This is a genomic window from Streptomyces sp. NPDC002499 (genome assembly GCF_053595415.1).
Window position 1 is genome coordinate 38931 of the sequence record NZ_JBSFXO010000005.1, and the last position, 23720, is coordinate 62650.

The following is a 23720-nucleotide window of genomic DNA, read 5'->3' on the forward strand; positions in this document are numbered from 1 at the left end:
GAACGCGTAACGCCCGGAAAATCCCCCGCCGACAGGAACGCCCGTGCCGGGCAGCCGGTGTCCCGCACGCGCCTCAGCCCGTCTCGCCGGCCAGGGCCGCTTCGAGGGTGTCGTGGACGGAGAAGACCGCGTCCGCGCCGGTGATCTCGAAGACGCGCGCCACCACCGGCAGCATCGCGGCGAGATGCACCCCACCCCCGGCGGCCTCGGCCTTCAGCCGGGCGCCGAGCAGTACGTTGAGACCGGTGGAGTCGCAGAACTCCAGTCGTGAACAGTCCACGACGAGCCGGTTGAATCCCTTGTCGAGGCAATCGTCGAGCGGCTCGCGCAACAGGTCGGCGGTGTGGTGATCCAACTCACCCGCAGCGGTCACGACGGCACTGTGGCCCTCTTCCCGCACCTCGACCAGTAGCCGACCGGACTGTGCGCTGCCGACCGTCCCGCGGTCCATGCCGTCTTGTCTCCCGACGTGGTGGCTGCTGACTGATGTGCCCTCGAACACTACGCCTTCCTCACACTCTCCGACACCCGAACAACCGCCTGAAAGCGGACATATCGACACAGAGAGCACTTGCGGCAGGCGTGCGAAACCGGATAGGGCTAGAGGTACGTAACCGACACGGCCGGCTTTGGAGGCGCCGCACACCGCAGTGCACGCACTGGCTTCGGCAGCCATATGCCGAGAACGATGGAGGACATCATGTCACCCCGGCTCGACGCACCGCACACCCCACAGGCGACGTCGACACCCCTTCCGGAACAGGAACATCTGGATCCCATCGAGCGCACCGAAACGGATGTACTCGCCGGGCTTCCGGACATCCCCCCGTTCGACGAGGTGGGGCCGGTCGACGCACGAGCGCTGTCCAAGACGCTCTTCGCGCGCCTGGAGTCCCTCGAAGAGGGCACCCACGCGTACTCCTACGTCCGCAACACCCTCGTCGAGCTGAACCTCGCGCTGGTCAAGTTCGCCGCCTCCCGCTTCCGCTCCCGCAGCGAGCCGATGGAGGACATCATCCAGGTCGGCACCATCGGCCTGATCAAGGCGATCGACCGCTTCGAGCTCTCCAGGGGCGTGGAGTTCCCGACCTTCGCCATGCCGACCATCGTCGGCGAGATCAAGCGTTTCTTCCGTGACACCTCGTGGTCCGTACGCGTACCGCGCAGGCTGCAGGAACTCCGGCTCGACCTGGCCAAGGCCGGCGACGAGCTGGCCCAGAAGCTCGACCGGGCGCCCACGGTCGGCGAACTCGCGGAGCGGCTCGGCCTCTCCAACGACGAGGTCGTCGAGGGCATGGCCGCGTCGAACGCGTACACCGCCTCCTCGCTGGACGCCCAGCCCGAGGAGGACGACGCCGAGGGCGCCCTCGCGGACCGGATCGGCTACGAGGACCACGGCATCGAGGGCATCGAGTACGTCGAGTCGCTCAAGCCGCTGATCGCCGCGCTGCCGTCCCGGGACCGGCAGATCCTCTCGCTGCGCTTCGTGGCGGGCATGACCCAGTCCGAGATCGGCGACGAGCTCGGCATCTCGCAGATGCACGTGTCGCGGCTGCTGACCCGGACCCTGGTGCGGCTGCGCAAGGGCCTGACCGTCGAGGAGTGACAACTCCCGCCGCCGCCAAGCCCTTTGACTGACATTCCCGGCCTCGGTTACCTCCACTGAGCGCGGCGCCTGTGCGCCGCGCTCAGTGCGTTCAGGGCTTGGCCGGCGAGCTGATGTCGGCGTCTCCTCCGCCTTGCAACCGCGTGCACCGGACCCCGCCCGGCCCGGCCAAGAAGCACCGCGCCTCGCAGCGGCCCGATCCGCCGGACAGACCCTGGCCGTCAGCCGCGGCGGGTCGTGGTCGGGGTCTCGCCGAAGCGCTTGCGGTACGCCTTGACGAAGTGGCTGCTGTCGGCGAAGCGCCAGCGGGCGGCCAGTTCGGACACGGTCAGCCGGGTGGCGACGAGTTCCGCCCTGGCACGTTCGAGGCGCCGCTCACGGACGTAGGCCATCACCGAAGACGTGGCGGAGTGCTGGGCGAACACCCGGTAGAGCGTGCGCGGCGACACATGGAGCGCGTCCGCGATGTCCCGGGGGCTCAGGTCGTCGCCGTCGAGCAGCCGGTCCTCGATGTAGTCCGTCGCCGCCGCGAGCAGCGCCGGCGCGAACTCCGCGTCGTCGACGACCTGTTCGTTCAGCACTCCCCGGAACAGCTCGACCGCCGCCTCGCGCGCCGACGCGGCGGACGCGGGTGCGAGCAGGTCGGCCGTCTCCGCGAACAGCCGGAGGTGGGCGAGCAGCAACCGCGCGGCGGGCGAGGTCTGTTCGACGCTGACGGAGAGGGTGTTCGCCGGGAAGCGGAGCGCGCTCGCGGGCAGGGTCACCGCCAGCGCCCGGGTGCCCCGGTCCACCTCGAAGTCCCACGGCTCCACGTTCTTGCGGACGCACAGGGTCCCGGCTCCCACCCTGACCTCGTGGCCCGGTCGGCCCCGCGCGGCGAATCGCCACTCGCCGCCGAACGTGACGTGCGTGACGATCCCCTCCCCTTGGTGCCCGCCCGGACCGCCCGTGCTCCCGGAGATCGCGTGGCTGGACAGGTCCTCGACCTGGAGATCGAGCATCCGCTGGGCCCGGATGCGGACCCGGTACGCCCCCTCGCTGTGCCGGGGCAGCAGCAGCGGGGGCGGCGGCACCATGTCGCTCGACTGGCGTCGCCATTCGCTGACCAGGACGTGGTTCCGGTTCTCGTCGGCGTAGGGCACGCGGACGTCGACCAGGGGCGGCCCGTCACCGCCGATCCGCCAGGCAGATATGCCGCCGCTCTCCACGCGGCCAGGGTAGGCGGGCGCGCCGGGGCGGCGCCAAGGGGCGCGCCCGTGGGGCCCGGGGGCGGCGGGGTTGGCAGGGAGGTACCGGACAGGTGGCCGGACGGCACAAGACCCGGACGGGCGGCGACGGCGAGAGTGGCCGTCACGGGGGTTCGCGCCGTGCGTCGCGCAGGTGACCTCGCCCCGCGCTCGCGCCCTGTCTCCGCACGCCCAGTCCTGATGTCCTGTCCGCACACCCTGCCCTCACCCACGGGAGCAAGTTCCATGACCGAGTCCGTGATCGCGCTCTTCGAGAAGCTCGTCCAGGCCGACCCGCCCGACGACGTACCCGTGCTGTTCGACACGGCCTGTGTGCTCGGCGGCAGCATCGCCGGGCTGCTGGCGGCGCGGGTGCTCGCCGACCGGGCCCGCCGGGTCGTGGTCCTCGAGAGCGACGACATCTCCACGGCGACCGGGTCACGGACCGGCGTGCCCCAGGACCAGCAGGTGCACACGCTGCTGCCGGCCGGTCAGCAGTGGGTGGAGCGCTGGCTGCCGGGGATCACGAAGGAGGCGCAGGCACGCGGTGCCTCCTTCGCCGGTCCCGACAAGCAGGTCACCGCCCTCAACGGCGTACCGCAGGCGTGGGACGGCGAGGACCACCACCTGCTCGCGATCGGACGCCCGCTGCTGGAGTCCCTGATCCGCGACCGGGTCACGTCGCTGCCCAACGTGTCCGTCCTGCACGGCCGGGCGACCGGGCTGCGGTACCGCGACGACGCCGTCAGCGGTGTGCGCCACGTCCCGGCCGGCGGGGACCCGGACGTGCTGGACGCGGACTTCGTCGTGGACGCCATGGGGCGCTCCAGCAGGCTGTCCACCTGGCTGAAGGAGAGCGGCTACGACCATCCCCGGCTGGAGCGCCTGGAAGCACCGATCAACTACGCCACGGCCCTCTTCGAGCGGCCGGCGGAGTTCGCCGACCTGGAGACGGCGTGCGCCCTGGGGATCTTCACGCCGGACTTCCCCTCGGGCGAGGTGTCCGTCGCGGCGGCGAACGCGATCGAGGACCGGCAGTGGCTCGTCATGCTGATGGGGTACGGGGACAGCCGGCCCGGCCGGACCCTCGACGCGTTCCGCGCGGCCTGCGCCGAACTGCCCCCGGTCTTCGCCGCCGCCACCGCCGGCGCCGTCACCGGCGACGTGGTGACCTACCACCAGGCCGAGAGCCGACGGCGGCACTTCACCGAGGTGAACCGCTTCCCCGCCCGTCTGGTGAGCGTGGGCGACGCCGTGGCGTCCTTCAACCCCATCCGCGGCCAGGGCATGAGCTCCGCCGCGCTGCACGCCTCCTGCCTGGCCTCCTACCTCGGCGGCAGCCCCGAACTCGGCACGGCGGCACGGGAGTTCTTCCGGCTCCAGCAGGTTGTCGTGGACGCCGCCTGGATGGTCTCCGCGGGGGGCGACGCGGCCCGCCTGGACGCGCTCAACGGCACCGCGGTGCCGGAGGAGGTACGGCGACAGCGCTGGGCCATGGAACAGATCACCGTCGCGACCCTCTCCGACGGGGACGTCACGCGCGCCTTCCACGACGTCTCCTACATGCTGCGCCACCCGGCCACGCTGGCCGACCCGGCCCTGCTGGCGAAGGCGGTCGCGGCGAACGAGGGGGGCTCGACGAAGTGAGGGACACCGGCACCACCGACGCCACCACCGACTCCACCGGCACCGGCACCGCGATCGACCGCTACATCGGTCTGGCCGACCGCGCGGTGCACGACGACTCGGCGCTGGACGAACTCCTGGCGCTGTTCGCCCCCGAGGCGACGGTGCGGATCGGCCCGGAGCCGGTCCACGGTCATGCGGCCGTCGCCGCGTTCTACCGCGCGCACTTCGCCTCCTTCGCCGACACCAAGCACTACTGGAACAGCACCGTGCTCGACGACGGCACCCTGCGGGCCGAGTGGGTGTGCGCGGCGCGCACGACCGACGACCGGCTCGTGACGGTGGCGGGGGTGGAGCACGCGACGCTCGACGGGAACGGTCTGATCGCGGACCTGCGCAACGAGTTCACCCGGCCGCCCAGGTAGTCCTCGGGCCGTTCCCGCAGCGTTCCCGGGTTACCCACAGAAACCTCTTCTCCCACCGGTCCCCGTGCCTCACTATGGTCCCCACAAACTGGCCGGTACGTCAGGAGCCCGGCGGGAAAAGAGGACTCTGTGGAGACCGGGGTGCACACGGGCGCGTCCGACGCCCGGCTGACCGAGCTGCTGCGCACCAGCACCGCCACGGCCTACCCGGCCCTGCACGAACTGCGCGCCCGCCACCAGGAGTCGGTGCTCGGCTACGCCCGCCTGTGCGCCTCCGGCGACGCCTCCGCCCGCCAACTCGCCGCCCAGGCCTTCACCTCGGCGGCCCGGGAGACGGCCCGCGGCATCGAGCCCGGCGGTCCCTGGCGCCACCACCTGCTGCTGCTCACCGCCCGCGTGGCCGCGTCCTGGGCCACGGACGACCGGGCCGCGGGACTGGACGCCGGACTCCTCCTGGTCCTCAACACGACCGGCCCCGGCGGCCTCGTACCCACGATGACGGCCGCCTTCCAGACGCTCCCGTCCCGGGCCCAGGGCCTGGTCTGGTACGGCCTGGTGGAACGCCAATCCGCCGCCACGACAGCCCTGTTCCTCGGCATCACCCCCGAAGACGTGGCGTACGAGAGCGACGCGGCCCTCCAACTCCTCGGCCAGGCCTGTCTGCGCACCCGGCTCGCCGCCTCCGACGATCCGCGGTGCGGCGACTTCCGCCGGCTCATCGAGGAGTCGGTACGGCCCCACCCCCGCGACAGCGCCGACCTGCACGCCCACATGGCGCACTGCCCGCACTGCACCGCCGCCCACGAGGAGTTGTGCGCCCTGCGCGACACCCCGCGCACCACGCTCGCCGAGGGCCTGCTGCCGTGGGCGGGCACGGCGTACGTCGGCAGCGAGCCGCCCCCGCGCCCCAAAACCCTTGTGAAGCCGTCCTCCTGGCCACCGTCCCGGCGGATCGTCCTCACCTCGGCCGCCCTCGGGGTGGCGCTGGCCCCGCTGTTGGTCCTGCTGCTCACCCAGGGCGGCACGTCGTCGTCCCCCACGTCCGGGCAGGCGGCGGGCGCGGCCGGTACGCCGAGCAGCGCGCCGCAGGTCACGGTGACGGCGACGGTGTCGGCCACGCCGTCGCCCTCCGCCACCACCGGCAAACCGTCGAACTCCCCGTCCCCGAAGCCGAGTCCGACCCCCTCCAAGTCGACCCGCCCCTCCCCCACCGCCCCTGCGGCGCACGCCCCGAACGGCACCTACGCGCAGGTCGTGAACGTCTCCTCGGGCCGCTGCCTGGACATCCGCGACGGCGACCTGTCCAAGGGCACGGACGTGATCACGGCCCCCTGCTCCGGGTCCAGCACCCAGCGCTGGCGGGTCGACGCCGGGCGCGGGGTCGTGCAGTCGGCCGCCGATCCGGACTTCTGCCTCGACAACCGGGGTGACGTGGACAAGGGCGTGGGCATCTGGGAGTGCGACTCGGTGGACGGCGACAACGGCGACAACCTGACCTTCACCGTGGACTCCGACGGAGTCATCCGCCCGGCGATCGCCATCCTGACCGCCGTGACGCCGGAGGGCGGGGAAGGGGTGGGAATGGAGCCGCTCAGCGGGGGTGCGGAGCAGCGGTGGCGGGCGGGGGCGGCCTGAGGCCGGTCTCAGGACGGGGGCTCAGACCTGGCGGACGCCCCGGCGCCAGACGCCGGTGACGAGGGGGACGCCCGGGCGGTAGGCCAGGTGGACGTGGCTCGGGGCGTCGAGGAGGGTGAGGTCGGCGTAGGCGCCCGCGGTGAGGCGGCCGACGTCCTCGCGGCGCAGGGCGCGGGCGCCGCCGGCCGTGGCGGACCAGACGGCCTCGTCGGGGGTCATGCCCATGTCCCGCACGGCGAGGGCGATGCAGAACGGCACGGACGAGGTGAAGGACGAGCCCGGGTTGCAGTCGGTGGACAGGGCGACGGTCACACCCGCGTCCAACAGCCGCCGGGCGTCCGGCCATTGGGCCCGCGTCGAGAACTCGGCGCCGGGCAGCAGCGTGGCCACCGTGTCGCCGCTCGCGAGGGCGTCGACGTCCGCGTCGGTGAGGTGGGTGCAGTGGTCGGCACTGGCCGCGTCCAACTCGACCGCCAACTGCACGCCGGGACCGTAGGAGAGCTGGTTGGCGTGGATGCGCGGGTGCAGGCCCCTGGCCCTGCCGGCGGTGAGGATCGCGCGGGCCTGGTCGCCGTCGAAGGCGCCCTTCTCGCAGAACACGTCGATCCAACGGGCGTAGGGCGCACAGGCGTCGAGCATCTCGCCGGTGACGAGGGTGACGTAACCGGCGGGGTCGTCGGCGTAGTCCGGCGACACGATGTGCGCGCCGAGATAGGTGACCTCGTCGGTGTGGGCGGCGGCGATGCGCAGGGCACGGGCCTCGTCGGCGACGGTCAGGCCGTAGCCGGACTTGGTCTCGAAGGTCGTGGTGCCCTGGCGCAGGGCCTCGGCGAGGTAGCGGGTGAGGTTCGCCGCCAGCGCCTCGTCGCTCGCGGCCCGGGTGGCCGCGACCGTCGTGCGGATGCCGCCCGCGGTGTAGGAGCGGCCGGACATCCGGGCGTTGAACTCCTGCGTGCGGTCGCCCGCGAAGACGAGGTGCGAGTGCGAGTCGACGAACCCGGGCAGCACCGCACGCCCCTCGGCGTCGACCCGGTTGTCAGTGGCGGGTGCTTTGCTGGATTCACCGGTCCACACGACCCGGTCGCCGTCGATGACGAGCGCCGCGTCCTGGATCAGTCCGAGGGGGGATCCGTCACCGAGGGAGGGGTCGTTGGTGACCAGCGTGGCGATGTTGGTGATGACGGTGCTGGTGCCGGTGCTGCTGCTCATCGTGTCCTCGTCGAGGGGGGCTTCGGTGAAGGTCGGTCGGGTCAGGCGCGGAGGGCTTCCACAGCGGCCGCCAGCGCCTGCGGCACATCCGGTACGAGGGTGTGCGCCCCGTCGCGTACGACGTGCCGTCCGCCCACGATCGTGTGCCGTACGTCCGCTGCCGTCGCGGCGAATACGGCGGTCTCCGCGCCGAGCCTGGGCCTCGGCCCGGCCGTCCTGACCGAGTCGAGGGCGATCGTCGTGAGGTCGGCGAGCGCGCCGGCCTCGATGGTGCCGGCCTCGTCCCAGCCGAGCGCCGCGTGGCCGTCGGCGGAGGCGGCACGCAGCAGGGCGGCGGCGGTCCAGTGACCCCGGGTGCGGGTGCGCAGGCGCTCGTTCAGCTCCATCGCGCGGGCCTCTTCGAGCAGGTCGATGACGGCGTGGCTGTCGGAGCCGAGGGAGAGCGGGGAGCCGGCGCGCTGGAGGGCGACGGCGGGTCCGATGCCGTCGGCGAGGTCCCGTTCGGTGGTCGGGCACATGCAGGTGCCGGTGCCGCTGTCGCCGATCAGGGCGATGTCCTCGTCGGTGAGGTGGGTGTTGTGGACGCCGGTGGTGCGCGGTCCCAGGACACCGTGGTCGGCGAGGAGCCGGGTCGGTGTGCGTCCGTGCGCGGCCAGGCAGGCGTCGTTCTCGGCGGTCTGCTCGGACAGGTGCACATGGAGCGGGGCCCGCCGCTCCTCGGCCCACCGGGCCACGGTCGCGAGCTGTCCGGCGGGCACGGCCCGCACCGAGTGGACGGCCGCTCCGATCCGCGCGTGATCCCGTTCCTTGAGAAGTGAACAGCGTTCGGCCCAGGCCTCCGCGGTGCCGTCGGAGAAGCGCAGCTGGTGGGCGTTGGGCGGTTCGCCGCGGTGCTCGCTCACGATGCCGGCGGCGAGGTAGGCGGTGTCGAGGAGGGTGATGCGGATGCCGGCGTCGGCGGCGGCCGCGACGAGGGCCTCGCCCATGGCGTTGGGGTCGGCGTAGGGGGTGCCGCCGCGCTGGTGGTGGACGTAGTGGAACTCGCCCACCGCCGTGATCCCGGCCAGCGCCATCTCGGCGTACACCGCGCGGGCGAGGGCGTGGTAGGTCTCCGGGGTCAGCTGGTCGGCGAAGGAGTACATGACCTCGCGCCAGGTCCAGAAGGTGCCGGAGCCGACCTGGACGGTGGAGCGCAGGGCGCGGTGGAAGGCGTGCGAGTGGGCGTTCGCCAGACCGGGGAGGGTGAGGCCGCGCAGGATCTCGGCGCCGGGCGGTGGCGCGGCGACGTCCGTGCGGACGGCGGTGATCCTGCCGCCCTCGGTCTCGACGGCGACGCCCGGCTCGACGTAGGTGTCGAGCCAGGCGTGCTCCAGCCAGTACGTGCGGGTCCCGGTCACCTGCGGGCCAGTCCTTCCAGTACGTCGGCGAGTGCGGTCACCCCGGCCACGCAGTCGTCCTCGGCGGCGAACTCGGCCGGGGAGTGCGAGACGCCCGTGGGGTTGCGCACGAACAGCATGGCGGTCGGGATGCTCCCGGAGAGGATTCCGGCGTCGTGTCCGGCGCCGGTACCGAGGACGGGGACCTTGAGGTCGGTGTCCTTGCCGAGGATGCGGGCGAGTTCGTCGCGCAGGGCGTGGTCGAACTCGACGACGGGTGTGAAGGACTCACGGACGATGTCGAGGTCGATGCCGTGCGCGGTGGCGTATGCGCGGGCGGCCTTCTCGATGCCACCCACCACCTGATCCAGGCTCTCCTGGTCCTCGGCACGGGAGTCGAGCCAGCCGCGCACCAGGGAGGGGATGGCGTTGACGCCGTTCGGTTCGACGGCGATCTTGCCGAAGGTGGCGACGGCACCGGCGAGTTCGGCCTCGCGGCGGGCGGCCAGCACGGTCTCGGCGTACGAGAGCATCGGGTCCCGCCGGTCCACCAACCTCGTCGTACCGGCGTGATTGGCCTCGCCCCGGAAGTCGAACCGCCACCGCCCGTGCGGCCAGATGGCACTGGCGATGCCGACGCGGTCGCCGCTCAGGTCCAGCGCCCGTCCCTGTTCGACATGCAGCTCGACAAAGGCGCCGATCCGCGCGAGCCGTTCGGGGTCGGGCCCGATGCCGTCGGGGTCGTACCCGGCGGCTTCCATGGCCCGCGGCAGGGTGACGCCGTCCATGTCGGTCAGCAGGCGCGCCTTCTCGACGTTGAGCTGCCCACCGGCCAACCGCGACCCGACACACGCGAGCCCGAACCGGGCACCTTCCTCGTCCCCGAAGTTGACGATGGCAAGGGGCTTCCCGAACTGCACTCCCCTGCGGCGCAGTTCGTCGAGCGCGGCAAAGGACGAGACAACCCCGAGGGGCCCGTCAAAGGCCCCACCATCGGGCACGGAGTCCAGATGCGACCCGGTGACAACGGCGTCCCCGGCGTCCGGATCCCCGAGCCAGGCCCACTGATTCCCGTTCCGGTCGAGCTCGTAGACCAGACCCCGCGTCTCGGCCTGCGCCCTGAACCAGTCCCGACATTCGGCATCGGCCCCGGTCCAGGCGAAGCGCCGGTAACCGTGGGAGTCGGGATGCCGCCCAATGGGCAACAACTCCCGCCACATCTCATGAAAGGAGGGCGCGTTATGACTCACGGCCTGGCTGTGCCCCTCAGACTGCCCAGGCGCCGGACGACTCACCGCCACACCCACGCCAGGCTGCTGGCCGTCGGTGGGCGTACCAGCCTCCGCCGCTACAGGCTGTGGGCAGTCGTTCCGCAGGGCGGAACGGGTGGGCACAGCCGGACCCGCGCTCGGCGACGAGGCGTCCGCCCCCACCGAAGCGTCGCCGTGCTCGACGTCACGCCGGGTCACTCGCCCCCACCCTCACGCATCGGCACCCGAACACCCCGCTCGTCCGCAACCCGCTCCGCGATGTCGTACCCGGCATCCACGTGCCGGATGACACCCATGCCCGGGTCGTTCGTCAGCACACGCCGGATCTTCTCGCCGGCGAGCTTCGTACCGTCGGCCACCGAGACCTGCCCCGCGTGGATGGAGCGACCCATGCCGACCCCACCCCCGTGGTGGATGGACACCCAGGACGCCCCGGACGCCACATTCACCATCGCGTTCAGCAGCGGCCAGTCGGCGATCGCGTCGGAGCCGTCGAGCATGGCTTCCGTCTCGCGGTACGGGGAGGCCACGGACCCGCAGTCGAGGTGGTCACGGCCGATGGCCAGCGGCGCAGCCAACTCACCGCTCGCCACCATGTCGTTGAAGCGCTCGCCGGCCTTGTCCCGCTCGCCGTACCCGAGCCAGCAGATCCGGGCCGGGAGACCCTGGAAGTGGACGCGCTCACCGGCCAGCTTGATCCAGCGGTGGAGCGACTCGTTCTCCGGGAAGAGGTCGAGGATCGCCTTGTCCGTCTTGTGGATGTCGGACGCCTCGCCGGACAGCGCCGCCCAGCGGAAGGGGCCCTTGCCCTCGGAGAAGAGGGGGCGGATGTAGGCGGGGACGAAGCCGGGGAAGGCGAACGCCCGGTCGTACCCGGCGAGTTGGGCCTCGCCACGGATCGAGTTGCCGTAGTCGAAGACCTCCGCGCCGGCGTCCATGAACCCGACCATCGCCTCGACGTGCGTGGCCATGGACTCACGGGCGCGGACGGTGAACCCCGCCGGGTCCTTCGCGGCGGCGTCGGCCATGTCCTCGAAGGCGATGCCCACCGGCAGGTACGCGAGCGGGTCGTGGGCCGAGGTCTGGTCGGTCACGATGTCGATGGGGGCGCCCTCGGCGAGCATCTGCGGCAGCAGTTCCGCCGCGTTGCCGAGCAGGCCGATGGAGAGCGGGCGGCGCGCGTCACGGGCCTCGACGGCGAGTTGCAGGGCGTGCGCCAGCGAGTCGGCGCGCACGTCCAGATACCGGTGCTCGATGCGGCGCTCGATGGCGCGCGGGTCGACGTCGATACAGATCGCGACGCCGTCGTTCATCGTCACGGCGAGGGGCTGGGCGCCGCCCATGCCGCCGAGGCCCGCGGTGAGGGTGATCGTCCCGGCGAGGGTGCCGCCGAACTTCTTCGCGGCGACGGCGGCGAAGGTCTCGTAGGTGCCCTGGAGGATGCCCTGGGTGCCGATGTAGATCCAGGAACCGGCGGTCATCTGGCCGTACATGGTGAGGCCGAGCGCCTCAAGACGCCGGAACTCCTCCCAGTTGGCCCAGTCGCCGACCAGGTTGGAGTTGGCGATGAGGACGCGCGGGGCCCACTCGTGGGTCTGCATCACGCCGACCGGGCGGCCGGACTGGACGAGCATCGTCTCGTCCTGCTTCAGGGTCCGCAGCGTGCGGACCATGGCGTCGAAGGAGCGCCAGTCACGGGCGGCCTTGCCGGTGCCGCCGTAGACGACGAGCTTGTCGGGGTGCTCGGCGACCTCCGGGTCGAGGTTGTTCTGCAGCATCCGCAGAGCGGCTTCCTGCTGCCATCCCAGGGCGCTCAGTTCCGTACCGCGCGGTGCTCGTACGGGGCGGGGTCCTGACATGGTCTGCCTCCTAGCGGACTGCGATCAGCGGATGTCTACGGCACATCTTTACTGCGGTTATTCACATCCTGACTTCCTGAATAGAACTAGTCAACACCTCCCGGCGTCACTACGGGTGGACTGTGGATGTTTGGCTGGATGCACGGGCACGGGCGACGACAGGACGGGGACCTTGTGGACAGGGATACACGCAGGGAGGCCGGCGGGGAACCGGCGGACCGGATCGACGGCCAGGGGGGACGGCCCGCGCGCCGCGACGAGGCCGTGCGGGCCGCCGTGGAACAGGGGCTGCTGGGGCCGGACACCCCCATCGTGGGCCTGCTGGACGTCGCCGGCATCCGGGAGTCGGCGGCGGCCCTGCGGGCGGCGTTCGACGCGGTCACCGCGCCCGGCACGCCCGTGCTGCACGCCTTCGCGGTGAAGGCGACCCCACTGGTGCCGGTGCTGCGGCTGCTGCTCGAGGAGGGCATCGGCGCGGAGGTGGCGAGCCCGGGCGAGCTGGCGCTGGCGCGGGCGGCGGGGGTGCCGCCGAGCCGTACGGTCCTGGACTCGCCCGCGAAGACGCCGGCCGAGTTGCGCGAGGCGCTGGCGCTGGGGATCGCCGTCAACGCGGACAACCCGCAGGAGCTGGAGCGCATCGACGGTCTGATGCGGTCGGCGACCAGCCGCTCGCCGCTCGGGATCCGGGTCAATCCGCAGGTCGGCGGCGGGTCGATCGGGGCGACCTCGACCGCGACGGCGACCTCGAAGTTCGGGGTGGCGCTGCGCGACGAGGGGGCGCGAGAGTGGGTGGTGCGGGCGTACGCGGAGCGCCCGTGGCTGACCCGGCTGCACGCGCACACCGGCTCCCAGGGCATCCCGCTCTCGCTGCTGGCGCAGGGCGTGGCACAGACGTACGCGCTGGCCGAGGAGATCAACCGGCGCATCGGGCGCCCGCAGATCGACACGCTCGACATCGGCGGCGGGCTGCCGGTGAACTTCGGCTCGGACGAGCAGACACCGACCTACGCGCAGTACGCGCGGCTCCTCGGCGAGGCGGTGCCGGGGCTGTTCTCGGGGCGGTACGGACTGGTGACCGAGTTCGGGCGGTCGCTACTGGCCAAGCACGGGACGGTGGTGGCCCGGGTGGAGTACGCCAAGAGCGCGGGCGGCCGGCCGGTCGCGGTCACGCACGCGGGCGTGCAGGTGGCGACGCGGACGGTGTACGTACCGGGGTCGTGGCCGCTCAGGATCGCCGCGTACGACGGGAAGGGGCGGCCCAGGACGGGGGCGCCGGTGGTGCAGGACATCGCCGGGCCGGCCTGTTTCGCGGGCGACCTGCTCGCCGAGGGGCGCGCGCTGCCGCTCCTGGAGCAGGGGGACTACGCGGCGGCGCTCGACACGGGCGCGTACTACTTCGCGCACCACTACGCCTACAACTCCCTGGCCCGGCCCGGCATTTACGGCTTCACGCAGGACGGGCCCGGCGGGAGCGTCTCCTTCGCGACGGTACGGACGGCGCAGCGCCTCGACGAGATCGTGGCCGAATCCGGAGGGGCGCACGCGGATGCGCTCACCACCCGGCGCGCACCCGGGCGCGGTTGACGTGTCCCGAGGAACATGATGTTCAACTGGGGAGAAAACAGGCACAGTTGACCCACCCTAATCCCCCGCCGCATGTTCCGCCGGAAAATGCCAGATCCCTCACCCCTCACGCACACGGTGCGTAGTTTCGGCGTCACTCAGCCGAAACCAAGGCAGGAGGGGAGCCACGGTGCCCGGAATCGACGAGTGTCTGCTGGAAGCCATGCGACTGCCCGGTGCTCGGGGCGCCGCACTGGTCGACTGGACCAGTGGGCTCGCCCTGGGCACCGTGGGCGAGTCGCCCGGCGGCGACCACGAGGCCGCCGCCGTGGAGGCCGCGGAGTTCGCCCGGCTCGCAGCCGAGCAGCACGCCTTCGCACCCGACGACGACCCCGAGGCCGGTCCGGCGGCCGACGCGGACCCGCCGGTCGAGGACCTGATCATCAGCAACCGGGACAGCTACCACGTGCTCAGGTTCGTGGGCGCGTCCTTCGACGGCAGCGTGTTCCTGCACCTGTGGCTGGCCCGCGCCGAGGGCAATCTGGCGCTGGCCCGCATCCGGCTCGCCGAGATGGCGGAACGGCTGGTGCTGGCGTGAGCGCCGTGAGCACGACCGAACCACCGCGCCTGCCGGTGCGGGACAAGGCGGCGGCGAGCGACCGCGGGTGGGGCGGTGTCTCACCGATGCTGACCCGGCTCGCGGCCGAGCGGGCCACCGGCGTCCTGGTCCGCGAGCGCGGCTCGCTCTACCTCGCCGAAGGCCTGGTGGTGCACGCCGAGAGCGCGTCCGCCCCCGGCCTGGACGTCCTGCTGACGGCGCACGGGACGCTCACCCCCGAGGTCTGGCACCAGGCGCTGACCGACGCGGGCGACCGCTACCACGTGGGCCGCCGGCTGGTCGACAGCGGACAACTCGCCGCCGGAGCACTGGAGTTGTGCCATCTGGCGGCGGTGTACGACGCGGCGTACTTCACGCTGGGGCCCAGCAGCGCCCCGGGCCGGTTCCGCTACGGCTCCGCGCACGAGCTGAGCCCCGTCCATCCGGTGCCGGTGGCCGCCCTGGAGCGCGAGACGCTGCGCCGGCGCGATCTGCTGCACCGGCTCTGGCCGGACCCGGGCCCCGACGAGGCCCCGCTGACCCGCGCCGAGCGCCCCGAGGTGCCCGCGCTCACCCGCCGCCAGCGTTCGGTGCTGGCCCTGGTGGACGGGGTCCGCACGGCGACGGACATCGCCCGGGCGCTGGGCCGGCCGGCCTTCCACACCCTGGTGGACGTACGGCGGCTGACGGCGGCCGGCGCGGTCGGCACCCGCCGGCCGGGCCGCGGCCCCGAACCCGCCGAGCCGGCCGCCGCCGAGGACCCAGCCGCCGGACAGCTTCCACTCGATCCCCACGTCACGCTGCTGAAGAGGCTCAGGGATGCGCTGGAGGCCCTTTGAGAGGAGAACCCGGATGGCCGCCGAGCCCGAAATCCTGGACGAGCTGCGCCGGTTGAGGGCCCGCGTCCCGCAGCTCACCGGCGCCCTCGCGACCGGCGTCGACGGGGCGGTCCTCGCCCAGGACACCCCGGGCGTCGACCCGGAGAGCATGGCCGCGCTCGCCGCGACCGCGCACACGGCCGCCGCCAGGCTGGCGGACGCGACCGGCCAGGGCGAGGTCCGCGAGGTGCTCGTACGCGGTGTGTACGGCTATGTGGCGACGTACGCGGCCGGCGGCGGGGCCGTGCTGACGCTGCTCGCCCAGGACCGGGTGAACGTCGGGCGGCTGCTGCTGGAGGGACGCCGGGCCGGGGTCCGCGTCGGCGAACTCGTCGACGCCCGGGCCGCCGCGCTCGCCAAGGCGGTCCCCAAGCCCACGAAGCCGGCCCTCAAGCCGGCCACCCCCGCACGGACCAGAACGGCGCGCGCTCCACGCACCACGAACACCAGCGCGCGCACCACCACGGAAAGTTGACAGGAACCCAAGGAGCAGAGTCATGGCGAACACCGAAACCTCGCTGAAAGAGTGCCTGGCCTCGATCGAGGGCGCGACCGGGGTCGCGCTCGTCGACTACACCAGCGGTATGGCGCTCGGCACGTTGGGCGGCAGCAAGAGCTTCGACCTGGGCGTGGCCGCCGCCGGCAACACGGACGTCGTCCGCGCCAAGATGCGCACGATGGAGCACCTCGGGCTCAAGGGCCAGATCGAGGACATCCTGATCACGCTGTCCGACCAGTACCACCTGCTGCGCCTGATGAGCGGGCGCGGCGGCAACGGTCTCTTCCTCTACCTGGTGCTGGACGCCAAGAGGTCCAACCTGGCGATGGCCCGCCACCAGTTGAAGAAGATCGAGGAGGACCTGGAGATCTGACGGGCGGCGGCTCGGCCCACGACCGCTAGACGAGCGCCGCGGTGCGGCGGCGGGTCCCGCCCGGGGCCGCGTCGCCCGCCGCGATGCCCGTGCTGCGGTAGGCCTTGACGGACTTGCCGGCCGGACGGCCGCCGTTGCCGGCGAGCCAGTCGACGCGGACCCACAGCAGGGCGTCCTCGGCCCGTTCGCGCCGGCCCAGCCAGGCGGCCTTCAGGCGCAGCCCGACACCGGCGCCGGCCAGCAGCATGCCGCCCGCCGCGGGCACGGCGAAGGACGAGCCCACCGCGAGCAGGAACGCCAGGAGCAGCCACCAGCGGTGTCCGCGGCGCCAGTTGCGCACGCCGACCGCGCGGTCCTGGAGCACGTCGTGCTTGCCGGCGCGGGCCGCTCCGCGGGCGAGGGCGAGGTAGCGCTTACGACGCCCGTACGACGCCACGATCGCCGCGATGATGAACAGCGCGGCCCCTGCCATCACCCCGATCCGGCGCCCGGTGATGCCCGGCGGCAGCACGCCGACACCGGCCGCGAACACCCCGGACCACCACAGTGGGCCGGCCCCGGCCCGAACGACTACAGCCACCCGGGTCAGACCCTGGGCTCTGCGATCTCCACTTCCGCGCGCCACGTCGCGCCTCCTCATCGTCACGGCACAGTCCCGTCCGGCCGGGAGACTAGTGAGCGAACGTGAGACGAAGCTGAGAACCCACCAGCTGGACCGCCCGTCTCACTCCACGAACAGCCCCCGTGCCGCCGCCCCCGCGTCGAACTCCTCCAGGCGGGCCTGGGCGTCCGGCAGGTCGTCGCACATGGCCTCCAGCAGGACCCGGCCGAGCAGCATCGGCGCGCAGGCCGTGTCGAAGGCGAGGCCGGTGCCGACGGCGGCGGGCAGGAGCAGGTCGGAGGCCTTGGCGACCGGTGCGAAGGCGGAGTCGGCGACGGTCACCACGGTCAGGCCGGCGGCCTTGGCGAAAGTGAGGGTGTCGACGACCTCGCGGGGATGCCGGGGCAGCGCGAAGCAGAGCAGGGCGGTCGCCCCGGCACGCACGGCGGCCTCGATGCGGTCGTGGATCATCGTGCCGCCCTCGTTCAGCAGCCGTACGTCCGGATGGACCTTGGCGGCGAAGTAGGCGAAGCCGTAGGCCTGGGAGGCGGCGGCGCGCAGGCCGAGGACGGGCAGCGGGCGGGAGTTCGCGAGCAGACGGCCCGCCTTCTGCAACGGGCGTGGGTCGGCGAGCAGTTCGGCGAGGTGCTTGAGGTTCTCGATCTCGGCCTCGACGGCCTGCTGGTACTCGTTGTAGGAGCCCGCGTCGGCGGGCTGCTCGGTGGGCGCGACCTCGCGCAGGTGTTTACGCAGCGCGGGGTAGCCGTCGAAGCCGAGGGCGACGGCGAAGCGGGTCACCGAGGGCTGGCTGACGCCGGCCAGTTCGGCGAGCTCGACGCTGGACAGGAACGGCACGTCGGCGGCCCGCCGCACCATGCTGTGCGCGATGCGCCGCTGGGTCGGTGTCAGCCGGTGCCCCTCGAAGAGCGTCTGCAGCCGCCCCGCCGGAGTGTCCGTCACGGTCGTGCCCCTCTCCGCGTTCGTCACGCGTTCCCCCTCCAGATGTCCGTGAACCGGTCCAGCAGCGCGGCCGCCGCCGTCACGTCGTCCGTGAGCGGCCGGTCGGCCTGGTCCTGCGCCAGCACCGACTCGGCGAGCTCCAGCGCGCGGCCCACCGGAAGGTCCGGCTCGGGCCGCAGCCCGCGCTGGCGCAGCGCCCGTACCGCGGCGACGAGCTCGCAGCCGACGACGAGACGGTACGCACGACAGGCGCGCAGCGTCTGGCGTGCGGCGAGCGAGGCGAAGCTGGCCTGTTCCTCGACGCCCCGGGAGAGTACAGCGTGCCCGAGCGAGGCGGGAGCGGAGAAGGCCCGCAGGTCGCCGAGGGCCGCCGCGGCGGCGTACTCCAGGATCATCACGCCGGAGGAGGCGGGTTCCTGGTCGGCGAGGAAGGGCTTGAGGCGGGTGAACGCGGGCTCGTTGAGCGACGAGAGCCGTGACGTCGACAGCCGGGCCACCTGGGTGAGCGCGAGCCTGAAGTGGTCCAGGGCGAGGACGAGTTGGGCCTGGTAGAAGCCGCCGTGGTGGTAGGCGGCCATGTCCTCGGGGGAGATCAGCGGATTCTCGGCGGCCGCGTTGATCTCGATGGCGAGCACCGCCTCCAGCGCGTCGGCCGCGTCGTGCGCCGGCCCGTGGATCTGCGGCAGACAGCGGAAGCCGTACGGGTCCTGGATCCGGCCGAGCGGCGGGGTGGGCCGATCGGCGGCACCGATCAACTCCCGCATCCGCCGCGCGACTTCGCTGCTCCCCCGGTGCGGCCGGGCGGCATGCACGGGAGCGGCGTACGGCTCGTGCGACCCGTCGACGGCCAGCATCGACAACGCACCGACCACCTGCGTGGCCTCCACAAGACCACGCAGCTCATGCAGCGCGAGCGCGGCCTGCCCGAGCGTGAGGGCGTTGCTGCTGATGATGGCGAGCGCGTCATTGTTGTCGAGCGACTGCGCCTCGGGAACGCCGACGACGGCACCCACCCCGGCGACGGCTGCCGAGCCGCCACGCACCCCCGCGCCCGACCCCCCGCGAGCATCACTCCGCACGCCGGCGATCTCCGCCCCGGCGGCGGCGCCCCGTCGACCGCGAGCATCGCCCGGTGCGCCGGCGGTCTCCGCTCCGGCCCCGGCGCCCGCCGAGGGCCCGACACCGTTTCCACCCGCCGCGCCACCTGGTGACCCACCCCGCCAAGGGTGCTCCCCCGCCAGCGCCAGCCCCATCTGTGCGAGCGCCGCGATGTCGCCCGTGCCCACCGAGCCGAACTCGTTGACCAGTGGGTAGACGCCGTTCTCCAGGGCCTCGCACAGTGCGGTGACGACCGTGGGGCGCAGGCCGGCGCCGCCCGCGAGGATCTGGTTGGCGCGGACGGCGAGCATCGCGCGGACCTGGCGGGCGGGCAGTTCGTCGCCAATGGCGCCGGCGTGGCTGCGCAGCAGGCGCAGGCCGTGCTCGGCGGCGGCCTCGGTGGGCACGTCCTCGTTCCGGTTGGCGCCCACGCCGGTCGAGCGGCCGTAGACGCGTCCGGTGGCGGCGATCTGCCGGGCGGCGTCCCAGGACTCCCCCGCCCGCTTCATCGCGTCGGTGCCGGGCACCGGCCGGGCGGCTCCGTCGGCGAGGCGGACGACGTCCTCGATCCCGAGCCCGACGCCGTCGAGGACCACCAGGCCGGTGTGGCCGACCGCCGAGCCGACCGACGCGCCCGTCGGCGTGTCCACGATCCGAGACGACATAAAGCTCAAACTCCCCTCAATCAGGACATCTGATCTTGCCTTTCGGTCATCCGTTACCTCGGATTAACACCAACCCGTTGACAACCTATTCAGACACCAAGAACTCTGCATGACGTTATACAGCCGGGCAAGGGACAACTCATGATCCAGTTCGATGCGGTCCACAAGCGCTTCCCCAACGGCACGACAGCAGTCCACGATCTCTCCCTGGAGATCCCGGAAGGCGGCGTGACCGTCCTCGTCGGATCCTCCGGTTGCGGCAAGACGACCACTCTGCGGATGGTCAACCGGATGGTAGAGCCGACGTCGGGCACGATCCGGGTCGGGGGCAAGGACGTCACCCGACAGGACGCGGCCGAACTGCGCCGCTCCATCGGGTACGTCATCCAGCAGGCCGGCCTCTTCCCGCACCGCACGGTGCTGGACAACATCGCCACCGTGCCCCTGCTGCTCGGCCACGGCCGCCGAAAAGCCAGGGCCCGCGCCGCCGAACTGCTGGGGACGGTCGGTCTGACCGCCGAGTCCGGCCGGCGCTACCCGCACCAGCTCTCCGGCGGCCAGCAGCAGCGCGTCGGCGTCGCCCGCGCCCTGGCCGCCGACCCGCCGGTACTCCTGATGGACGAGCCCTTCGGCGCCGTCGACCCGGTGGTCCGCACCCAGCTCCAGGACGAACTCCTGCGCCTTCAGAAGGAGTTGAACAAGACCATCGTCTTCGTCACGCACGACGTCGACGAGGCCGTCCGGCTGGGCGACCGCATCGCGATCTTCCGCACCGGCGGCCACCTCGTGCAGTGCGCGGCACCCGCCGAACTCCTCGCCCGCCCGGCCGACGACTTCGTGGCCGACTTCCTCGGCGCCGAGCGCGGCCTGAAGCTGCTCTCGCTGCAGACCCTCGCCGACGTCCCGCAGGGCCCGGCACCGGAGGGCGGCGCCTGGACCCTCGTACTCGACGAGGCACGCAAGCCGCTGCACTGGGCGCCGAAGGACACCGACGGCGCCGAGATTCCCGTACGACCGCTGCGCGACGGCGATTCGCTGCTCGCCGCGCTCGACGAGTCGATCGCCTCCCCCACCGGCCTGATAGCCCGCGTCGACGCGGCGGGCGTGCTCACCGGCGTCTCCGCCCGCGACGACATCCACGAGCACGCGGGCCGGGCACACACCGCGGCCCGCACCCGCACCGAGCCCGGGACGGAGGTCGCCGCATGACCATCGACTGGTCGTGGATAGGCGACCACACCGACGACCTCACCAGCCTCACGGTCTCCCACCTCCAGGCCGCGCTGTCCGCCGTCTTCTTCGGACTGCTGATCTCGCTCCCGCTCGCGGTCGTCGCCCACCGGGTCCGCCCCCTGCGCGGCTTCCTGCTGGGCCTGTCGAACGTGCTGTTCACGATCCCGTCGATCGCGATCTTCGTGCTCCTGCTGCCGATCAGCGGTCTGACCCGCACCACCACGGTGATCGGCCTGACCGTCTACACGCTGGTCGTGCTGCTGCGGAACACGGTCGAGGGCCTCGACTCGGTCCCCACGAAGACCAAGGAGGCGGCGAAGGCGATGGGCACACGCCCGCTGCGCACGCTCCTCACGGTCGAGTTCCCGCTGGCCCTGCCCGTGATCATGGCGGGCGTCCGGATCGCGACCGTGATGTCCATCTCGCTGGTCTCGGTCGCGACCTACATCGGCGACGGCGGCCTCGGCCAGCTCTTCACCGACGGCTTCCAGCGCAACTTCCCGACCCCGGTGATCGTGGGCGTGGTCCTCACGATCCTGCTCGCGGTGGTCGCGGACGCGCTGCTGGTCGCCCTCCAGTACGTCCTGACCCCGTGGCGCAGGAGGCGAGCCTGAGATGTACGAACTCTTCAAGAACCTCGGCGACTGGCTGACCAGCGGGGCGAGTTGGGCCGGTTCCGACGGCATCGCCCACCGCCTCGCCGAGCATCTCCAGTACTCGCTGCTCGCCACGCTCATCGCGGCCGCGATCGGCCTCCCGCTGGGCCTGCTGATCGGCCACACCGGCAAGGGCGCCTTCGTCGCGATCAACCTCGCTTCCTTCGGCCGCGCCCTGCCGACCGTCGGCCTGGTCGTCCTGGTCTTCCTGGCCGGCGGCCTGTCGATGCTGCCGGTCTACGTGGCCCTGGTCGCCCTCGCGGTCCCCTCGATCGTCACCAACACCTACGCCGGCATGACCGCCGTCGACCCGGAGATCAAGGACGCGGCCCGCGGCCAGGGCATGCGCGGCCACCAGGTGCTGTTCCAGGTCGAGTTGCCGCTCGCGCTCCCCCTGATCATGACGGGCCTGCGCCTTGCGCTCATCCAGGTGGTCGCCACCGCCACGATCGCCGCGTACGTCTCCTTCGGCGGCCTGGGCCGGTACGTCTTCGACGGACTCGCCCAGCGCGACCTCGTCCAGGTGCTCGGCGGGGCGGTGCTCGTAGCCGTCGTGGCCGTCGTCCTCGACCTGGGCCTGTCCGGCCTCCAGCGCTTCCTCTTCCGCCACCGCACCGCGTAGGGATCACCGAAATGAATCGTCGTACCGTCCTCGGCGGCCTCTTCGCGGTCGCCTCCGTCCCCATCCTGTCCGCCTGCGCGGGCGGCATCACCTCCCTCGACAGCCAGGGCTCCACCAGCGGTGGCGGCGGCTCCAGCAAGAGCGGAGTCACCATCGGGACCGCCAACTTCACCGAGAACCAGGTGCTCGGCTACCTGTACGCGGCCGTCCTGGAGTCGGCCGGCGTGAAGACCAAGGTCCGCCCCAACCTCGGCACCCGGGAGATCCTCATCCCCGCCCTCAAGGGCGGCGACATCGACCTGCTCCCCGAGTACCAGGGCGCCCTGCTGCACTACCTGGACCCCAAGGCGACGGCGACCGAGGAGGGCGCGATGCAGAACGCCCTCGCCATCGCGCTGCCCGCCGGCCTCCAGGTCCTGCCGTACGGCATGGCCGAGGACTCCGACGCCTTCGTCGTCACCCGGGAGACGGCCCGGAAATACGGCCTGACCTCGCTGGCCGACCTCAAGAAGCAGAACGGCAAGCTCGTCATCGGCGCGGCGCCCGAGGTGAAGAAGCGCCAGGTGGGCGTGGTCGGCCTGAAGGACGTCTACGGGGTGGAGTTCAAGGAGTTCAAGTCGCTCGACTCCTCCGGGCCGCTGGTCAAGGGCGCCCTGAAGAAGGGCGACGTGGACGTGGCGAACCTCTTCACCACCGACACCGACATCGTGGCCAACGACTGGGTGGTGCTGTCGGACCCCAAGAACCTCATCCCCGGCCAGCACATCGTCCCGCTCATCGCCGACCGCAAGGCCGACTCCACCGTCCGCAAGGCCCTCGCCCGCCTCGGCAACGTGCTGACCACGGCCCAGCTCACCGAGCTCAACCGCCAGGTGGACAAGGACAAGAAGGACCCGGAGGACGTCGCGAACGCGTACGCGAAGCAGCACGGCCTGGCCTGATCAAGGAGGGGTATGCCGGGGGCGATGATCTGACGACGAATCAATCAAGCGTCGTTAAACGGGCACTCAGGGTGACTGATCGCGTGCGTACAGTGAACGGGCGCTATCAGCACAACCCCTGAGGATGCGTCATGGCCTCCAACCGCAGGGCCTTCCTGACGGCCACCGCCGTCGGCGCACTGGCCGCCGCCCCCGCGTCGGCGGCCCCCGCCCCGAAGACCCCCGCCCACCAGCCCACCGCCCGGACCGCCCTGGCCGACCTGCTCGCCGGCAACCGGCGCTACGCCACCGGCCACTCCCACCACCCGCACGAGAGCCGTCCGCTGCGCCACCAACTGGCCGCCGCACAGCACCCGTTCGCGGTGATCGTCGGCTGCATCGACTCCCGGGTACCGCCGGAGCTGGTCTTCGACCAGGGCCTCGGCGACCTGCTGTGCATAAGGACGGCCGGCCAGGTGCTGGACGAGGCGGTGCTCGCGTCCATCCAGTACGGCGTCGAGGAACTGGGCATCCCTCTGGTGCTGGTGCTCGGCCACGAGCGCTGCGGGGCGGTGGCGGCGACCCTCGACCAGCTGCGCTCCGGCGCCGATGTCCCGGGCCACCTGGAACTGCTGGTGGACGAGATCGCCCCGGCCGCGCGCCGCACCCGCGCCCTGCCCGGCGACTGGGCCGAGCACACCATGCGGGCCCACACCGCCTGGGTACGGGACGCGATCCGCGCCGACCCGGCCTTCACCTCCGCGCAGGTGGCGGCGGCACGCTTCGACCTCGACACGGGCCTCGTGTCCCTGCTGCCATAG

At 72.3% G+C, this 23720-nt stretch carries 23 protein-coding genes; 14 read left to right on the forward strand and 9 right to left on the reverse strand.

All coding sequences use genetic code 11. The features are described from left to right. Window positions 1-73 precede the first annotated feature (73 nt). On the reverse strand, window positions 74-451 hold the full coding sequence (locus ACWD5F_RS14235; RefSeq protein ID WP_401716828.1) for an STAS domain-containing protein: 378 nt from the start codon (window positions 449-451) through the stop codon (window positions 74-76). A gap of 249 nt (window positions 452-700) precedes the next feature. Between ACWD5F_RS14235 and ACWD5F_RS14240 the strand changes: the two genes are divergently transcribed. Next, window positions 701-1606, forward strand: a complete 906-nt coding sequence (locus ACWD5F_RS14240) for an RNA polymerase sigma factor SigF (protein WP_451254200.1) — start codon at window positions 701-703, stop codon at window positions 1604-1606. A 221-nt stretch (window positions 1607-1827) separates the two neighbouring features. Here the strand turns inward: ACWD5F_RS14240 and ACWD5F_RS14245 are convergent, their stop codons facing one another. After that, complete coding sequence (locus ACWD5F_RS14245; RefSeq protein WP_451254202.1) at window positions 1828-2814, reverse strand: helix-turn-helix transcriptional regulator; 987 nt, start codon at window positions 2812-2814, stop codon at window positions 1828-1830. Window positions 2815-3078: 264 nt separating this feature from the next. Between ACWD5F_RS14245 and ACWD5F_RS14250 the strand changes: the two genes are divergently transcribed. From ACWD5F_RS14250 to ACWD5F_RS14260, 3 genes are all read left to right on the forward strand, one after another. Beyond that, window positions 3079-4479, forward strand: a complete 1401-nt coding sequence (locus ACWD5F_RS14250; RefSeq protein ID WP_451254204.1) for an FAD-dependent oxidoreductase — start codon at window positions 3079-3081, stop codon at window positions 4477-4479. Continuing rightward, window positions 4476-4883, forward strand: coding sequence for a nuclear transport factor 2 family protein (locus tag ACWD5F_RS14255; RefSeq protein WP_451254206.1), 408 nt, complete (start codon window positions 4476-4478; stop codon window positions 4881-4883). The genes ACWD5F_RS14250 and ACWD5F_RS14255 overlap by 4 nt, the downstream gene beginning before the upstream one ends. 129 nt (window positions 4884-5012) lie before the next feature. Then, entirely contained in the window at window positions 5013-6518 is a 1506-nt protein-coding gene (locus ACWD5F_RS14260; RefSeq protein WP_451254208.1) for a ricin-type beta-trefoil lectin domain protein, read from the forward strand. Between the two features lie 21 nt (window positions 6519-6539). Here ACWD5F_RS14260 and hutI read toward each other — a convergent pair whose 3' ends face one another. The 4 genes from hutI to hutU all read right to left on the reverse strand — a co-directional run bounded on the left by hutI (window position 6540) and on the right by hutU (window position 12233). Further along, entirely contained in the window at window positions 6540-7727 is a 1188-nt protein-coding gene (hutI, locus tag ACWD5F_RS14265; RefSeq protein ID WP_451254210.1) for an imidazolonepropionase, read from the reverse strand. 41 nt (window positions 7728-7768) lie between these two features. Continuing rightward, window positions 7769-9124 carry a formimidoylglutamate deiminase gene (locus ACWD5F_RS14270; RefSeq protein ID WP_451254212.1) on the reverse strand — a complete coding sequence of 452 codons (1356 nt, stop codon included), beginning with the start codon at window positions 9122-9124 and terminating at the stop codon, window positions 7769-7771. Beyond that, window positions 9121-10323 carry an allantoate amidohydrolase gene (locus ACWD5F_RS14275; protein ID WP_451255081.1) on the reverse strand — a complete coding sequence of 401 codons (1203 nt, stop codon included), beginning with the start codon at window positions 10321-10323 and terminating at the stop codon, window positions 9121-9123. The genes ACWD5F_RS14270 and ACWD5F_RS14275 overlap by 4 nt, the downstream gene beginning before the upstream one ends. 245 nt (window positions 10324-10568) lie before the next feature. Next, window positions 10569-12233 (reverse strand): urocanate hydratase, encoded by a 1665-nt coding sequence (gene hutU / locus ACWD5F_RS14280; RefSeq protein ID WP_451254214.1) that lies wholly within the window; start codon window positions 12231-12233, stop codon window positions 10569-10571. Window positions 12234-12371: 138 nt separating this feature from the next. Between hutU and ACWD5F_RS14285 the strand changes: the two genes are divergently transcribed. The 5 genes from ACWD5F_RS14285 (at window position 12372) to ACWD5F_RS14305 (ending at window position 16144) form a co-directional block, all read left to right on the forward strand. Continuing rightward, entirely contained in the window at window positions 12372-13817 is a 1446-nt protein-coding gene (locus tag ACWD5F_RS14285) for a diaminopimelate decarboxylase (RefSeq protein ID WP_451254216.1), read from the forward strand. A 169-nt stretch (window positions 13818-13986) separates the two neighbouring features. Beyond that, on the forward strand, window positions 13987-14394 hold the full coding sequence (locus ACWD5F_RS14290; protein WP_402358166.1) for a hypothetical protein: 408 nt from the start codon (window positions 13987-13989) through the stop codon (window positions 14392-14394). A 5-nt stretch (window positions 14395-14399) separates the two neighbouring features. Beyond that, the gene (locus tag ACWD5F_RS14295) at window positions 14400-15233 is read left to right on the forward strand and encodes a transcriptional regulator (RefSeq protein ID WP_451254218.1); all 834 of its coding nucleotides are present in this window, start codon (window positions 14400-14402) and stop codon (window positions 15231-15233) included. A 13-nt stretch (window positions 15234-15246) separates the two neighbouring features. Beyond that, complete coding sequence (locus ACWD5F_RS14300) at window positions 15247-15747, forward strand: roadblock/LC7 domain-containing protein (protein WP_451254220.1); 501 nt, start codon at window positions 15247-15249, stop codon at window positions 15745-15747. 22 nt (window positions 15748-15769) lie between these two features. Then, the gene (locus tag ACWD5F_RS14305; RefSeq protein ID WP_124003737.1) at window positions 15770-16144 is read left to right on the forward strand and encodes a roadblock/LC7 domain-containing protein; all 375 of its coding nucleotides are present in this window, start codon (window positions 15770-15772) and stop codon (window positions 16142-16144) included. Between the two features lie 25 nt (window positions 16145-16169). Here ACWD5F_RS14305 and ACWD5F_RS14310 read toward each other — a convergent pair whose 3' ends face one another. The 3 genes from ACWD5F_RS14310 to ACWD5F_RS14320 form a co-directional block, all read right to left on the reverse strand. Next, complete coding sequence (locus tag ACWD5F_RS14310; protein WP_451255083.1) at window positions 16170-16784, reverse strand: hypothetical protein; 615 nt, start codon at window positions 16782-16784, stop codon at window positions 16170-16172. Between the two features lie 84 nt (window positions 16785-16868). Next, complete coding sequence (locus ACWD5F_RS14315) at window positions 16869-17705, reverse strand: MurR/RpiR family transcriptional regulator (protein WP_451254222.1); 837 nt, start codon at window positions 17703-17705, stop codon at window positions 16869-16871. A 23-nt stretch (window positions 17706-17728) separates the two neighbouring features. Continuing rightward, window positions 17729-19468: an aromatic amino acid ammonia-lyase gene (locus tag ACWD5F_RS14320; RefSeq protein ID WP_451254224.1), complete on the reverse strand. Its 1740-nt coding sequence runs from the start codon at window positions 19466-19468 to the stop codon at window positions 17729-17731. A 141-nt stretch (window positions 19469-19609) separates the two neighbouring features. Between ACWD5F_RS14320 and ACWD5F_RS14325 the strand changes: the two genes are divergently transcribed. From ACWD5F_RS14325 to ACWD5F_RS14345, 5 genes are all read left to right on the forward strand, one after another. Next, window positions 19610-20677 (forward strand): ABC transporter ATP-binding protein, encoded by a 1068-nt coding sequence (locus ACWD5F_RS14325; RefSeq protein ID WP_451254226.1) that lies wholly within the window; start codon window positions 19610-19612, stop codon window positions 20675-20677. Then, window positions 20674-21315 carry an ABC transporter permease gene (locus ACWD5F_RS14330; RefSeq protein ID WP_450353650.1) on the forward strand — a complete coding sequence of 214 codons (642 nt, stop codon included), beginning with the start codon at window positions 20674-20676 and terminating at the stop codon, window positions 21313-21315. Before ACWD5F_RS14325 ends, ACWD5F_RS14330 begins: the two co-directional genes overlap by 4 nt. Window position 21316: 1 nt before the next feature. Further along, the gene (locus tag ACWD5F_RS14335; protein WP_451254229.1) at window positions 21317-21979 is read left to right on the forward strand and encodes an ABC transporter permease; all 663 of its coding nucleotides are present in this window, start codon (window positions 21317-21319) and stop codon (window positions 21977-21979) included. A gap of 11 nt (window positions 21980-21990) precedes the next feature. After that, a complete protein-coding gene (locus tag ACWD5F_RS14340; protein ID WP_451254231.1) occupies window positions 21991-22920 on the forward strand; it encodes an ABC transporter substrate-binding protein in 930 nt (309 codons plus the stop codon). Window positions 22921-23051: 131 nt separating this feature from the next. Then, a complete protein-coding gene (locus tag ACWD5F_RS14345; RefSeq protein ID WP_451254233.1) occupies window positions 23052-23720 on the forward strand; it encodes a carbonic anhydrase in 669 nt (222 codons plus the stop codon).